Source organism: Agitococcus lubricus (assembly GCF_003051055.1).
In the GTDB taxonomy this organism is placed as follows: Bacteria; Pseudomonadota; Gammaproteobacteria; order Pseudomonadales; family Moraxellaceae; genus Agitococcus; species Agitococcus lubricus.
The window spans coordinates 15,231-29,570 of sequence record NZ_QAON01000001.1 but is presented as its reverse complement, the minus strand read 5'-3'; the positions used below and the strand labels follow the sequence as shown (position 1 = coordinate 29,570).

General features: G+C 43.4%; 12 protein-coding genes. 9 read left to right on the top strand and 3 right to left on the bottom strand.

Annotation, left to right across the window (positions count from 1 at the left end):
- Positions 1 to 5: 5 nt before the first annotated feature.
- The 4 genes from C8N29_RS00120 (at position 6) to C8N29_RS00105 (ending at position 4,585) form a co-directional block, all read left to right on the top strand.
- Positions 6 to 1,187, top strand: a complete 1,182-nt coding sequence (locus C8N29_RS00120) for a lipid-transfer protein (protein ID WP_107863988.1) — start codon at positions 6 to 8, stop codon at positions 1,185 to 1,187.
- A 279-nt stretch (positions 1,188 to 1,466) separates the two neighbouring features.
- On the top strand, positions 1,467 to 3,335 hold the full coding sequence (locus tag C8N29_RS00115) for a phosphatidylinositol-specific phospholipase C domain-containing protein (protein WP_204509237.1): 1,869 nt from the start codon (positions 1,467 to 1,469) through the stop codon (positions 3,333 to 3,335).
- Positions 3,336 to 3,452: 117 nt separating this feature from the next.
- Positions 3,453 to 3,848, top strand: a complete 396-nt coding sequence (locus C8N29_RS00110; RefSeq protein WP_107863987.1) for a hypothetical protein — start codon at positions 3,453 to 3,455, stop codon at positions 3,846 to 3,848.
- 80 nt (positions 3,849 to 3,928) lie between these two features.
- Positions 3,929 to 4,585 carry a class I SAM-dependent methyltransferase gene (locus C8N29_RS00105; RefSeq protein ID WP_107863986.1) on the top strand — a complete coding sequence of 219 codons (657 nt, stop codon included), beginning with the start codon at positions 3,929 to 3,931 and terminating at the stop codon, positions 4,583 to 4,585.
- Positions 4,586 to 4,609: 24 nt separating this feature from the next.
- Here the strand turns inward: C8N29_RS00105 and C8N29_RS00100 are convergent, their stop codons facing one another.
- On the bottom strand, positions 4,610 to 5,353 hold the full coding sequence (locus tag C8N29_RS00100) for a hypothetical protein (RefSeq protein ID WP_107863985.1): 744 nt from the start codon (positions 5,351 to 5,353) through the stop codon (positions 4,610 to 4,612).
- A gap of 143 nt (positions 5,354 to 5,496) precedes the next feature.
- Here C8N29_RS00100 and C8N29_RS00095 point away from each other — a divergent pair, with 143 nt between their 5' ends.
- The 3 genes from C8N29_RS00095 to acs all read left to right on the top strand — a co-directional run bounded on the left by C8N29_RS00095 (position 5,497) and on the right by acs (position 9,628).
- A complete protein-coding gene (locus tag C8N29_RS00095) occupies positions 5,497 to 6,597 on the top strand; it encodes a DNA alkylation repair protein (RefSeq protein ID WP_107863984.1) in 1,101 nt (366 codons plus the stop codon).
- Between the two features lie 20 nt (positions 6,598 to 6,617).
- Positions 6,618 to 7,310, top strand: coding sequence for a Crp/Fnr family transcriptional regulator (locus C8N29_RS00090; RefSeq protein WP_107863983.1), 693 nt, complete (start codon positions 6,618 to 6,620; stop codon positions 7,308 to 7,310).
- A gap of 353 nt (positions 7,311 to 7,663) precedes the next feature.
- Positions 7,664 to 9,628, top strand: coding sequence for an acetate--CoA ligase (gene acs / locus C8N29_RS00085; protein ID WP_107863982.1), 1,965 nt, complete (start codon positions 7,664 to 7,666; stop codon positions 9,626 to 9,628).
- A 163-nt stretch (positions 9,629 to 9,791) separates the two neighbouring features.
- Here acs and C8N29_RS00080 read toward each other — a convergent pair whose 3' ends face one another.
- Entirely contained in the window at positions 9,792 to 10,808 is a 1,017-nt protein-coding gene (locus C8N29_RS00080) for a lipid A deacylase LpxR family protein (protein WP_170106830.1), read from the bottom strand.
- Positions 10,809 to 11,029: 221 nt separating this feature from the next.
- Here C8N29_RS00080 and C8N29_RS00075 point away from each other — a divergent pair, with 221 nt between their 5' ends.
- The gene (locus C8N29_RS00075) at positions 11,030 to 12,472 is read left to right on the top strand and encodes a flavin-containing monooxygenase (protein ID WP_107863980.1); all 1,443 of its coding nucleotides are present in this window, start codon (positions 11,030 to 11,032) and stop codon (positions 12,470 to 12,472) included.
- A gap of 53 nt (positions 12,473 to 12,525) precedes the next feature.
- Here C8N29_RS00075 and C8N29_RS00070 read toward each other — a convergent pair whose 3' ends face one another.
- Positions 12,526 to 13,251 (bottom strand): SRPBCC family protein, encoded by a 726-nt coding sequence (locus C8N29_RS00070; RefSeq protein ID WP_107863979.1) that lies wholly within the window; start codon positions 13,249 to 13,251, stop codon positions 12,526 to 12,528.
- A 97-nt stretch (positions 13,252 to 13,348) separates the two neighbouring features.
- On the opposite strand from C8N29_RS00070, the gene C8N29_RS00065 reads away from it, so the two are divergent.
- Positions 13,349 to 14,080 (top strand): Crp/Fnr family transcriptional regulator, encoded by a 732-nt coding sequence (locus tag C8N29_RS00065; protein WP_170106829.1) that lies wholly within the window; start codon positions 13,349 to 13,351, stop codon positions 14,078 to 14,080.
- Positions 14,081 to 14,340 lie beyond the last annotated feature (260 nt).

Genomic DNA, 14,340 nt, shown 5'->3' with positions numbered 1-14,340 from the left:
CAAAAATGAAACGTAGAGTGAATGTGATTGGTGTCGGCATGACCAAATTTGCCAAACCCGGTGCTAGTGCAGAATATTATGAAATGGCGCGTGATGCAGGCCAACTCGCGCTAAAAGATGCAGGCATTAGTTATAACGAGGTTGAACAAGGTTTTGTTGGTTATGTCTATGGCGACTCAACCTGTGGACAACGTGCCTTGTATGAGTTGGGCTTAACGGGTATTCCTGTGGTAAATGTCAATAATAACTGTTCGACAGGCTCAAGTGCTTTATTTTTGGCACGGCAAGCGATTGAAGGCGGTTTGGCGGAGTGTGTGATTGCTTTAGGTTTTGAAAAAATGGAGCGTGGTGCGCTCGGCAATAAATATGATGACCGTGAGCCGCCGATGGCTAAACACGCACAGGTAATGTTAGACGCGCAAGGCTTTACCCAAGCACCACCTGCGGCGCAAATGTTTGGTGGCGCAGGCCGTGAGTATCGCTGGCGTTATGGCACTAAACGCGAAACCTTTGGCAAAATTGCCGAAAAAGCGCGTAAACACGCCAGTCAAAATCCCTTTGCCTTATTTAATCAGGTCTTATCTTTAGAGGAAATTATGGCCTCTGACGACGTGTTTGACCCCTTAACACGTTTTCAATGTTGCCCACCGACCTGCGGTGCAGCCGCCGCGATTTTATGCTCTGATGAATTTGCAGCAAAACATGGCATTAAAAACTCTGTGTACATTGCAGCCCAAGCCATGACCACCGATTATGCTTCTAGTTTTGATGAACAAAGCATGATTAAAATGGTCGGTTATGACATGACTAAACAAGCAGCTTTACGTGTCTATAATCAGGCAGGTATTGGCCCAGAAGATATTCAAGTGGTTGAATTACATGACTGTTTTACCGCCAATGAATTATTAACCTACGAAGGTTTAGGCTTATGCCCCGAAGGCCAAGCCGAACAATTTATTTGGGATGGTGATAATACCTACGGGGGCAAATATGTGGTTAATCCCTCAGGCGGTTTGTTATCTAAAGGACATCCTTTAGGCGCAACAGGCTTGGCACAATGTACCGAGCTAGTATGGCAATTAAGGGGAACAGCCGATAAACGCCAAGTCGCCAATGCCAATATCGCGTTGCAGCACAACTTAGGTTTGGGCGGCGCGTGTGTGATTACCATGTATCGTCGGGATTAAAATGGTAAGTTAAACGCCCTAATATCTGTGTCATCGTATACTGAGCGAAGTCGAAGTATCATTATAGCTTTCGACTTCGCTCAACCCACACAAGCTCTTTGCACTTAATGAGTCTAATTAAGTGTCGAAAGAAGTCATCGAAAAACTAACTTTCTACGCCAATTATCTGAGTACAGTGACGCTAAGTATCAATCCTTCATTCATCATAATAAGTACAATTTTTACCCATAATTTAAGCGGTTTGAGCCACATCAAATCTGCAACAAAATCGAGGGTAACATGAAAAAAATTCTCACCATTGCCAGTTTGTTAGTTTCTGCCTCAACAAGTTTTGCCGATTCTGCATGGCCATTAAGCCAAGCGATGGAATTACAAGCCGATACGCCTGTCAATCGCCTACAAATTTTAGGCGCACACAATGCATGGAACGATTCTTCGGCAACGTGGGCAAACCAAGTGTGGGCTTTAGATAAGTTAATGGACAATGGTGTGCGTAATATTGACTTAGATATTCACAATGATGGTGGGGTGGTCAAATTATGTCATCAAGATTGTGGCGCAATTTATGCTGCCAAAGATAGTTACCCTAATGAATTACAAAAGATTGCTAATTGGTTAGCCGCACATCCTAAAGAAATTATGTTTATTGATTTAGAAGACCGTGTCGGTAATCAAGCCTTAGTGGAAGCACCACTCAAATCTATTTTTGGTTCAATGTTATATTTGCCGAGCGATAAGCCGAGCAATCGTTGGGAAACCCCACGCGAAATGGTTGCTAAAGGCAAACGGGTGATTGTCAAAGGCGCAAATAATACCTATGACGGCTCGTTAATTTGGGATGGTCGTATTTTTGCCACAGGTGCAGCAGGCGGTTGGAACTCGCGTCCTGTGAAATATTTTGACACCACAAGCTGTAAAATGGATGGCAACGCTTTGGTATTGGGTCAAATTTATACCATTTCAGATAGCAAATTAGGCAAAGATTTATTGCCTGATGGTTGGGTTGATCAAACAGGTACGATTGATAGCTCCAACATTCCGCGTTTATTTGCCTGTGGTGTTAACAATGTCGATGCCGACCGTTGGGATGACAGCATGACAAGTGCGGCCGTTTGGAGTTGGAATGGTGGTGAGCCAAACAATGCAGGTGCGGCAGGTGAAAACTGTGCAGAACAAGGTAGCAATGGTCGTTGGAATGATAATAACTGTACGATAATCCGCCGTTTTGCTTGTCAAAATCTCAACAACGCTGATGATTGGCGTGTGACTAGCGGTAGCGGTGCATGGGAACAAGGTCGCGTACAATGTGCCAGTGAGTTTGCAGGTTATCGTTTTGCTGTGCCTGTCAACGCCTATCAAAATCAACGCTTATTAGCCGTTAATGGCGGCCAAAGTTTATGGTTAAACTATTCAGACAAAGCACGTGAGGGCAAATGGGAAGCCTATTATGCAGCCACCAATAGTTGGTCATCAGGCAACTATGGCAACAACCAAAAAATCTACCAAACCTTAAGTATTGCAGGCGCGAGTGCAGTTAAAGTCACTGTCACAGGTGGTTTAGATGGTATTGGTGATACCTTGCAGATTTTTAATGGTAGTCGTCAGTTACAACGTAACTTAATTGGCACCAATGTCAGCACCAGTTTTGTGGTTAATGATAACAGTGTGATTATTGCCTTAAACACCGATGCTGCCGTATCAGGTAACGTGTCGGTGCAAATTGAAAGCACCACGTTAACCGAAGTGCCTGTGTGGAAGTCTTTAGTCAATGGCAAAGGCAAGTGTTTAGATTTAGAAGACCGTAATACCAATAATGGCGCGATTGTTCATCACTGGTCGTGTCATGGTGCAGATAGCCAAAAATGGTGGCAAGACGCACAAGGCCGTATTCATAGCAAAGCCAATCCTAACCGCTGTATCGATGTCTCAGGTGCAGGTACAGGCAATGGTAGCAAAATTGTGTTGTGGGACTGCCATAGTGGTGCTAACCAAGTATGGTTACGTGGTGCAGGCAACTCCTTACGTCCCGCTCACGCACCTAACAAAGCGATAGATATTAAAGACGCATGGTGGGGGGCATTTGATGGTCAAGATGCGCACTTGTGGGATGGTCAAAATAGCTGGGGTCAAAGCTGGACTTGGCAGTAAATCCTCCCCAACCCTCCTTTAAAAAAGGAGGGAGTTTAAGAAAGCCGCTTAATGCGGCTTTTTTATTATGGTTGGATTGGCTAAGATGAAGCTAGACTTTTTCAAGGAAAAAATAAAATGTTTCAACAAAATCAGCCGTTTTCGTGGGGATGGGTATTTAGTAGCATGGTCATTTTTGTCATTGCACAACTCATACTGTCTTTTTTTATCGGTCAAATGATTTTGGGACATTATATCGCACATGGACTGAAGCAAGTGGTGCAAGGCTTATTGATGTTATCCAGTTATTTTTTAGGGGGTTTTATCATTGGCCTCATTTCTCCCAAAATACGGATTATCGAGCCTGCTTTAGGTGCATTCTTGTCTATTTTTTTAGTGGTATTTGTCTCCTTTGTATTACCCAATACCTATATACATTTCCAATGGCTTAAATTGCTGATTGGTGGTGTCATTGCCTTTGCTTTAGCCATGTATGGTGCAACCTTGGGTGAAAAATTAACGAAGCAAATCTAGGTGTTGATGTCTTGTTGTGGTTTGCATACAACACATCAACTGACATCTAGTTAATATGAGATTTTATAGTTTAGGCATTTATGACTCCATTAGCGCAACAGCTTGAGCAGCAATTACAGCGTACTTTAACGACAGCAACCATCAGCCCCCAAACACTGCCCGATGTCGATGACTTAGCCTTATATTTATTAAATCCCGACTACCCACGAACGCCAATGAGCAGCGAGCAAATGCAAGCGATTTGGCAAGAGCCTGCCTATTGGATTTTTTGTTGGGCATCGGGTTTAGCAATGGCCAAATGGCTTAAGACTAATCCTGACTATGTGCGGGGTAAACGGGTCTTAGATTTTGGTGCGGGTTCGGGTGTGGTGGCGATTGCGGCTAAACAAGCAGGGGCAGCCGAAGTGGTAGCCTGTGATATCGACCCTTTAGCCTTATTAGCGTGTCAAGCTAATGCCGAGTTAAATGGGGTTGAATTATATTATCGCCAAGATTTTTATCAATTGACGGAACGTTATGACGTATTGTTAGCCGCCGATGTTTTGTACGATGCCAGTAATCGCCACTTTTTGGATGCGTTTTTAGCGCGTGCGCAACAGGTATTGGTTGCCGATTCACGGGTAAAAAACTTTGAGCATCCACATTATCAAAAGCTCGCTGAGCAAGCAGCAACCACATGGCCAGATTTAGACGAGTTTGACGAATTTAGAACGGTACGCTTTTATCAAAGTTATTAGATACAGCAGCCACGTCTTAGCTGCTTAATGTTCGTCCTTAAATTTGCCTGCTAATATTTTATCAATCAAAATATCTGCCTCAACTTCAGCTTGTTTGCTGTCTACCACCTTAAGCTCTTTGCTGGGTTGGTCTTTGCGTTCTTCGGGTAAAAACTTGTACAGCTCATTTAACAAATTCAGTGAGCGTAAATCGGCAGAGCCACGTAAATATAAGGATTTATCTAGCACCTTAATCGTATTTATTTCGAGCGCATAAAGGCTTGCCACAATCGCAGGTTTGCGACGGATATAACTTGAAAAATCCAAACGATAAATACCTTGTTTGACAGAGACGCCTTCGATTTTTTGCAAGGCGTCAACCAGTGGTGTGGTTTTTTTGATATGTTGGCACCACCATGCCCATAAACTAAAGCTAAGTTTTTGCCAAGATGAGGCAAAACGACGGGTTTCTACATAAATAGGTCGCCGTTCGCGTAAAATAACACTTTGCTTGTGCGCATCAAACGTAATATCTTCAACGTCAAAACTGGCATTGATGCCAAACTCAATCTGTTGATAGACAAAAACTAAGTCGACTTCAAACCAGTCGTCATGTAGTTGAAAGCTGAGGGCATGTAGGTGTTGTGAGCGAGACGCTAAGGCAGATAAGGCCGTATTCAACACTGATTCGGGTAAAAAAATGTCATGTTCTTCGGCCAAGGTATCAACCGCTTGTTTGACCAAGTTAGCTGCTTTAGCGGCATATTGTAAGAGTTGGCTCCAGTCCATCGTACGCATGACCTTTTATAAATAATGAGTGATTGGTGATGGCAGGTATGCTGGTTAAATCATCATGCAGCAAATGGCTACTGCACGTCAATTCGGGCATAACATGCGCGTAATGTCTCTGTCGTTTTATTAGGATATACATCATGGCCGAACTATTAAAATACCGATTAGACCATGCGGCTATTGTGCAAATTGCTGACACCTTAAGTCAAATTTTGCCGCATTTTGCGCACCAAGTGTTTATAACGCAGGCCGTATGTGGTTTAGAACCATTAGCTCTCAAAGAGCGAGTGATTCATCTTATTGGTATATTAGCCCATCATTTGCCTACAGATTTTGTTAAAACAGCCGCTATTTTACAGCAAGTACCCAATCATTGGCCTACGACTCAAGTGCAAGGTGATTATGGTTTTGCCGCATGGCCACTGATAGATTATGTCAGTCATTATGGCTTGGCGCATCCACAAGTCGCGTTGGCAACCTTAAAAAGATTGACCCCCTTATTTACGGCTGAATTTGCGATTAGGCCATTTTTGCAACACCATTTTGAGCTAAGTTATGCCCACATACAACAGTGGGTCAACGACCCCCATCCGCATGTGCGTCGTCTAGCCTCTGAAGGCCTACGGCCACGTTTGCCATGGGGACAGCAAGTCTCGCATTTACTCAGTGAGCCTGAACGGATTATTGCCGTTTTAACACACTTAAAAGATGATGATAGTGAGTACGTTCGTCGCTCAGTTGCTAATAATTTGAATGATATCAGTAAGATGTATCCTGATGTCGTGGTACAGCTTTGCCAAACATGGTGGCAAGATGCGCCCGAAGCGCGACAGCGTTTAATCAAACATGCCAGTCGTGGGCTAGTGAAAGCGGGATATCCTGCTATGTTAGCCGTTTTAGGGTATCAGCAAGTATTGGCTTGTCAGGATATCTGTTTTCAGCTAAATCAACATCAAGTTACCTTGGGGCAAACGCTGAATTTTACCTTGCGTTTTACCATGACGAGGGCACAGCCTTTGGTAATTGATTATGTATTGCAATTACCACGTGCGAATAATCGTCTGGGGCAAAAAGTGTTTAAGTGGAAAACCGCTTTGTTTGGTGTCGGTGAGCATAACTTAAGCCAAGATTATGTGTTTAAGCCACTGACAACCCGTCGTTATTATGCGGGAGAGCACAGATTTTGTGTCATGGTGAATGGCCAAATGGTTGCCCAACAAACCGTGTATTTGACGATATAAGATATCGCTTCGGAGTCTGTATGTCCGCATGGGATTATCAACAAGCCTTATCGACGGGGCGATGGTTTGCAGGCCTACCTGAGCCATTACAAAGGCAATTATTGTCCTGTGCACAGCTGATACAGTTGACCACAGGCGAGCGTTTATTTGCGCGGGGCGATGCCTTTGATGGGATTTATTGTGTCGTCAAAGGCGCATTACGTATTGTCGGTTATAGCGAAGCGGGTAAAGAGGCACTCTTGACGATGGCCGAGCCTTACACATGGTTTGGCGAAATTGCCTTATTTGACCAATTACAACGGACACATGACGCGGTTGCGGATTCGATGAGTACGGTATTGCGTATTCCTGCACATCCCTTATTCACATTGTTGCATCAACAGCCCGAATATTGGTTTTGGTTTGGTTTATTGTTAAGTCAAAAAATGCGTTTTGCCTTTATCGCCTTAGAGGCTGCGGCCGTCTTGCCCTTACATTTGCGCTTAGCGCGACGATTGGTGCTAATGGCTGAAGGTTATGGCGAATTGGCAGGGCATAGTCGCCGTTTATTGCCTGTGTCACAAGAGCAATTGGCTAATATGTTGTCGGTCTCCAGACAAACCATCAATCAAGTATTACGTCAGTTTGAAGCGCAGCACGTCATTAAAATTCATTACCGAGAAATTGAAATTATAGATTTGGAAGGCTTGCGCCATTATGAAAGTTCTCTGTAACCCGCGCTAGTAGATGAAGGTGGCTGACCTAAAAAAACATACTAACCAAGCAAAAAATAACGTAAAAGCGTGTTATAAATTTTTATCTTATTAGGATTTATGTGGTTATTGCCGATAATGCCAGTCAGTTAAGCCATTTTTGCTGACTTCGACTCCGCTCAGTCAACGCAAAAATGCGCCCTGAGCTTGGCCAGCCCTGAGCCAGCCGAAGGGTCGAAGGGCAGTTTTTAAGTGCCAGTTTTTCTTAACTGACCAGCATTAGTTATTGCCAGTGGCTTTGCTAATGTAAATCAATCCCCTAAATCCTATTTATAAAAATTTCCTAAAAAATTTAGTCTCTCAAGGAGTAGAAAATGTCTATTGAGTCAGTATTACAAGAAAATCGTCTATTTGCCCCGAGTGCCGAATTTGCAGCAGGTGCGCGTGTTAAAAGTTTGGCAGAATATCAAGCCATGTGCCAACATGCCGAAGCCGATTATGAAGGCTTTTGGGCAAATTTAGCGCGTGAACATTTAACGTGGCATAAACCGTTTACGCAAGTCTTAGATCAAAGCAACCCACCATTTTATAAATGGTTTGCCGATGGTGAATTAAACGTCTCTTATAACTGTTTAGACCGTCATTTGCCCGATTTAGCCCATAAAATTGCAGTTATTTTTGAAAGTGATAATGGCACAGTTACCAAAGTGACCTATGCCGAATTACACCGTTTGGTGTGCCAATTTGCGAATGGCTTAAAAAGTTTAGGCGTCACCAAAGGCGACCGCGTCGTGGTGTATATGCCGATGAGCATCGAAGCGGTGGTGGCGATGCAAGCCTGTGCGCGTATTGGTGCGATTCATTCAGTCGTGTTTGGTGGCTTCTCCGCCAAAAGTTTACAAGAACGGATTATTGATGCAGGTGCAAAAATTGTGATCACCGCCAATGGTGGCGTGCGTGGTGGCAAAATTGTGCCTCTAAAAGCCACCACAGACGAAGCTTTAGCCTTGGGTGGTTGTGAATGTGTTGAGCGAGTCATTGTTTATAAACGTGTGGTGCATGAAGATGCGCCGTGGACGATTGGTCGTGATATGTGGTGGCATGACCTTGTCAAAGGCAAACCCGAAACCTGTGAACCCACATGGGTGAATGCCGAAGATCCGTTATTTATTTTGTATACTTCGGGGTCAACAGGCAAACCCAAAGGCGTGCAACATAGCAGTGCAGGCTATTTGTTAGGTGCGGTTAATACCATGTTATTAACTTTTGATTATCGTCCTGATGATGTGTTTTGGTGTACAGCCGATGTGGGTTGGATTACTGGTCATAGTTATGTCGCCTATGCGCCACTCGCTGTTGGGGCAACGCAAGTGATTTTTGAAGGCATTCCAACGTATCCTGATGCAGGACGTTTTTGGCAAATGATTGAACGTCATCGCGTCACGACGTTTTATACCGCACCCACAGCCATTCGCTCTTTAATTAAATTAGGGAGTGATTTACCTAAGCAATATAACCTATCGTCATTGCGCTTATTGGGTTCGGTGGGTGAGCCAATTAACCCTGAAGCTTGGATGTGGTATCACGAAGTTGTGGGTGGCGGTCGTTGTCCGATTGTGGATACATGGTGGCAAACCGAAACAGGTAGCCACATGATTACGCCCTTACCTGCGGCGATTGCTACTAAACCGGGTTCATGTACCTTGCCGATTCCGGGGATTATGGTTGATATTATTGATGAAGCAGGCGAGCCAGTCGAGAAGGGTAAAGGCGGCTTTTTAGTGATTAAAAAACCATTTCCTTCCCAAGTGCGTACCTTGTGGAAAGACCCAGAACGCTTCAAAAAATCGTATTTTCCTGAAGAATATGGTGGAAAATATTATTTAGCAGGTGACTCTGCCCATAAAGATGCTGATGGTTATATTTGGATTATGGGACGGATTGACGATGTGTTAAACGTCTCTGGTCATCGTTTGGGAACCATGGAAATTGAATCTGCGTTGGTAGGCAATAGTAAAGTGGCCGAAGCAGCGGTGGTTGGACGTCCTGACCCCATTAAAGGCGAAGCCGTGGTGGCTTTTGTGGTGTTAAAAGGTGCAAGACCCGCAGGTGATGAGGCAAAAGCCTTAGTGGCTGAGTTGCGTGATTGGGTTGCCAAAGAAATTGGTGCGATTGCTAAACCTGATGATATTCGTTTTGGCGACAATTTGCCCAAAACACGTTCGGGTAAAATTATGCGTCGTTTGTTGAGAACTATCGCTAAAGGGGAACAAATCACCCAAGATATTTCTACCCTCGAAAATCCAGCTATTTTGCAACAATTACAAGAAGCGGTTTGAAATGTGAACAAATAAGCGATAACCGCGTCAGTCCAAAAGTAGGGGCGACCCTTGTGGTCGCCTTTTATGACGGATGTAGCGTGTGGTTTAGGAGCGAAACCCACAAGGATGATGAATAATTATTGTAGGTTTCTTGCGTTAACCCACATGGCTAAGTTAATGCTTAATTCATGTCCCAATTAAATGTAATTGTTCCCCAACGTTGAGATTTTGAGTCTTTATGAGTGTTTGGACTCGTAAATTCGGCTGTTCTTCTCGATTGGGCGTAGATAATACGTGGGAAGTATTTGGATTTCTTATATGCGGGAATAGAAATGCCATATTGAAGAGTTATATAGTGATTTTTAGCATCAATATCTGATTTACCATATGGTGTGTCACCCTCTAAAAAATAGTTGTATGCAACACCTGTCATGCTCACTGAAATATATCCAAAAAGGCGTCTAAATTGTTCTCTATTGTTATAGTCTTGAGCCACAAAATCACCTTCATTGCCAATTAAAATAGGCGTATCTTTACCATCTAAATCTCCTATTAGTAGTGAGCCTCCAACTTGGGCGTATCGTCTTAAGGTACCAATATTGAAACCAACATTACCTTGAAAGCTAAATCTGTCACCTTGTTGAGTATCACCAATCCTATAGACTCTGGCATGAGAGAGTTGGAATCCTAATTTATGATTAAGTTGATTATCCCAGCCTAGAGGGTCGTTAGCACCAACCGCATCGTGAACATTCGATTGTGCTTGCTCTCCGAGAGCAGAAGACCCAGTTGTACCAATTTTTATATCGGTAGCTGCAAATACCCGACCTTTATAAGCATGTGATGTTGCACCAAAAAATAAAAAAGCTCCCCATGGTCTATCATACAGTTGTGGGGTAGGGATAGTGATATCTTGAGGCGTGTACATAGATTGGCCAAGTGTATAGGTTAAAGTACTATTTTCATTTTGCCATAATGTGTATTTGCTTAAGTTTTGTGCTGATTCACTAAGCCAGTTAGTTGGGGCTTCTTGAAATGTCCATGAAAGACGAAAGCCATTTGTATACCACCTGTCACTGCGTCCTTTGGCAAAAAGGTCGTTTTCTATATTAAATTGAATGCCAGATGGCTTGTAATTCGCACTATAGCTGTAGTTGGCTAATAAACAGAATAAGATAGCAAGACTTGTATTTTTCATGCTGATGTCCTTATTGCATCTAAAGTAGTAATTAGTAATAGACTGTATGTTATCCATTGTCAAAAAATCATTTTGATTTATTTCTTTATCTATATCAGTTATTTTTGTCCCAAAATGACAGCTAAAATGACCTAAAAAGCCACTAGAAGTTGACAATGGTTGATGTCATCATTGGTGCATGAGTTAAAACACACCGCAAAAATCCATTAAAGGTAAAAGTCATGGCCGAAAAATTTGATGTCTTAATCGTTGGTGCAGGTTTATCGGGTATTGGTGCTGCTTGTCACTTAAAACGGGAGTGTCCAAACAAGCGTTTCGTCATTTTAGAAGGTCGTGATGCGATGGGCGGCACATGGGACTTATTCCGTTACCCTGGTATACGCTCTGACTCCGATATGTATACGTTAGGTTATAACTTTAAGCCGTGGACAAACCCCAAAGCGATTGCCGATGGCCATTCGATTCGTGACTATATTCATGAAGCCGCACGTGAATATGACGTAAACCGCCATATTCGCTTTGGCCATAAAGTGCATAAAGCCGCGTGGTCGAGTGCAAAATCGCTTTGGACAATTGAGGCAACTAATAAAGTAGGTGAGGTTGTCCTGATAGAGGCAAACTTTGTCATTTCTTGTACAGGATATTATAACTACGAAGCAGGCTATACGCCTGAGTTTAAGGGACGAGAGCGCTTTCAGGGGCAAATTATTCATCCGCAATTCTGGCCAGAAAACCTCGATTACACGGGTAAAAAAGTCGTTGTCATTGGCAGTGGGGCAACAGCCGTTACTTTAGTGCCATCCATGGCGGATAAAACAGCACACATTACGATGTTACAGCGCTCACCCAGTTATGTGATTTCCGTCCCGCAAGAAGATATTGTGTCTAATAAGCTGCGTAAATATTTGCCCGAAAAAGTGGTTTATCACATGGCAAGAGTGCGTAATGTCGGCCTATCTTTAGGCTTATATCGTTATAGTCGTGCCAAACCCGAAGCCATGCGCCGCTTTTTATTATCACAAGTCCGTCGTCAACTAGGCCAAGATGCAGAAATGAGTCATTTTAGCCCCAGTTATAAACCGTGGGATGAACGCCTATGTGCAGTACCCAACGGGGATTTATTTAAGGCTATCCGTAAAGGTAAAGCGTCGGTGGTGACAGACCATATTGACAGCTTCACTGAAAATGGCATTTTATTAAAATCGGGTAAAACTTTAGACGCCGACATTATTATTACCGCCACAGGCTTAGATATCAAATTGATGGGGGGGACACGCATCGAAGTCGATGGTAAGCCCTTTGATGTCACCCAAAAAATGTCTTACAAAGGCGCGATGTTAGAAGACTTACCCAATGCCGCTATGATTTTTGGTTATACCAATGCGTCGTGGACATTAAAGGCCGATATTATTAGTGAATATATCTGTCGTTTGTTAACCCACATGGACAATAAAGGCTTACGTCAGTGTATGCCGCACAATAATGACCCTACCGTCGAAAAGTTACCTTTTATTGACATGCAGTCAGGTTATGTACAACGTGCAGTCAGTCGCATGCCCTATCAGGGGTCAAAAGCGCCATGGCGTTTATATCAAAACTATGCCAAAGATTATGCACTCATGCGTTTTGGTCGCTTGGACGATGGTGTGATGCGTTTCAGCTAAAGAGAACACGGGGGCAATCACCAGATTGTCCCCCGTTGAGAGTTAAACGATAATTAAAAACTACTCGCCAATCCTGAGGGGGTATTTTCTTGCAGATAACGACGCAAATTCACTAACATCTGATAGGGTTGTTGGGTCACAAATAAATTGCTAAACGACACAGGAATTGCCCCACCTAAGTCAGCATAACCTTCGGTACGCAGCTCTAGTTGTGTGGGCGTGAGCATACGCAGTTGCCAACTGCCTTGATAGTGTTTAATACGTACTAAACCTTCGCGTTCAGGCGCGCGTGTATCGTTAATAGCGATGTTTTCTAAAACCACCTCACCCGTTTTTTGTTGTTTTAATTCTGACCGAATCACCACATCGCGGTCTGTTAAGGGGAACGGCAAATCAATTTCCATCCGATAAATCATCACACCCTCACGACTCAGTGGACTAATGACCTCAATCAGACGGACATACGGCGCCCAATCAGGTGCCGTTTTGTGATTCATAATTAAGGCTAAAGTTTGAGAAACCGAGCTATTTAATAAGGTACTGGCTTGATAACTCAGTGCAGGATTGCCAGCTAGCTTATATGTCCATACTTTGACCCCATCACGGTTAATAGCAGGCGTTTGTTGCGTCGTCTGTGTTGACGCTGCGGCATCACTTTGCGGACTAAATAAAGATAAAGTACAGGCCGCAACTGTGATGAAGGTAGAGAAAACTAAGCCTTTAACTGGATATTTAATAGAATAAGACTGATTATTGTTACTATTTACACCATGACACATAATAATCTCCGTGCGTATCATGTTTCGATTCTGACCGATGTGCTTGGGTGTTTTCTGTCAAAAAGCTGACACAAAAACGACTTTTAGGAGAAAAACCGTGACTGCCGCTGTAATGACGTCTGCTTATGATTATTTACCGTTGTTAAAACAAGGTCAGTGGTTTAGCCAACTGAGTCACGAGCTACAACATCAACTATTAGAGCGTGCGAGCTTGCATAAACTCGCTGCCAATGAATGTATTTTTGCCCGTGGTGATACCTTTAATGGGTTATTTGTGGTGGTGAATGGTCTGGTACGTGTGGTGGGGTATGGCCATAGTGAGAGCGGAAAAGAGTCATTATTGGCATTATTAGATGCGCCAGAATGGTTTGGAGAAATTTCATTTTTTGACCGTCAGCCCCGTCCCTATGACGCATGGACGGTGAATCCGACGACCGTGATTCAATTAACGCCACAGGTGTTAGACAGCATTTTGGCAACCAATCCCGATTATTGGCGTCAGTTTTCTTTGCTACTCATTCATAAATTGAGACTGACTTATGCCGCCATTGAACATGCCTTAGTCTCGCCAACCATTAGTCGATTAGCGTATCGTTTATTGATGATGGCAAATAGCCCCAGTACGCCTCAACCAACTTCGGCGATTACGCGTCGTATTTTACCGATTTCTCAAGACCAACTGGCGCATTTTTTGGCCGTGAGTCGGCAAACAACCAATCAATTATTAAAAAACTTAGAGCAACAAGGACTGATTAAACTACACCGAAATAACATAGAGGTATTGGACATGAAAGCCCTAGAAGCCTTAGCCGAGAGCGGTGCAAATTAAGGCGGCCTTACCCTGTCTTGTTTGTGCTCTGATGCTGCTGTTATTGCTAAATATACCTAACGCTGGGTCGGACTAGACCTCCCAAAACGGGGTTTTATTTACTGCCATTGCTCAGTCAATATATCTCTATAAGGTGGCACATAAGCCAACCAGACATAGTGCGTATAAGACCTGAAATTTTTTCGCGACTTGCCTATTTATCGCCTACAGTTAAAAGTGAATATCAATACTTGATGGTTTATATCCCATCAATTAGCCAT

Excerpts from the sequence above, each read along its gene's own strand:
- C8N29_RS00120 (WP_107863988.1), top strand. The coding sequence starts at position 6 with ATGAAACGTAGAGTGAATGTGATTGGTGTCGGCATGACCAAATTTGCC.
- C8N29_RS00115 (WP_204509237.1), top strand. The coding sequence starts at position 1,467 with ATGAAAAAAATTCTCACCATTGCCAGTTTGTTAGTTTCTGCCTCAACA.
- C8N29_RS00110 (WP_107863987.1), top strand. The coding sequence starts at position 3,453 with ATGTTTCAACAAAATCAGCCGTTTTCGTGGGGATGGGTATTTAGTAGC.
- C8N29_RS00105 (WP_107863986.1), top strand. The coding sequence starts at position 3,929 with ATGACTCCATTAGCGCAACAGCTTGAGCAGCAATTACAGCGTACTTTA.
- C8N29_RS00100 (WP_107863985.1), bottom strand. The coding sequence starts at position 5,353 with ATGGACTGGAGCCAACTCTTACAATATGCCGCTAAAGCAGCTAACTTG.
- C8N29_RS00095 (WP_107863984.1), top strand. The coding sequence starts at position 5,497 with ATGGCCGAACTATTAAAATACCGATTAGACCATGCGGCTATTGTGCAA.
- C8N29_RS00090 (WP_107863983.1), top strand. The coding sequence starts at position 6,618 with ATGTCCGCATGGGATTATCAACAAGCCTTATCGACGGGGCGATGGTTT.
- acs (WP_107863982.1), top strand. The coding sequence starts at position 7,664 with ATGTCTATTGAGTCAGTATTACAAGAAAATCGTCTATTTGCCCCGAGT.
- C8N29_RS00080 (WP_170106830.1), bottom strand. The coding sequence starts at position 10,808 with ATGAAAAATACAAGTCTTGCTATCTTATTCTGTTTATTAGCCAACTAC.
- C8N29_RS00075 (WP_107863980.1), top strand. The coding sequence starts at position 11,030 with ATGGCCGAAAAATTTGATGTCTTAATCGTTGGTGCAGGTTTATCGGGT.
- C8N29_RS00070 (WP_107863979.1), bottom strand. The coding sequence starts at position 13,251 with ATGTGTCATGGTGTAAATAGTAACAATAATCAGTCTTATTCTATTAAA.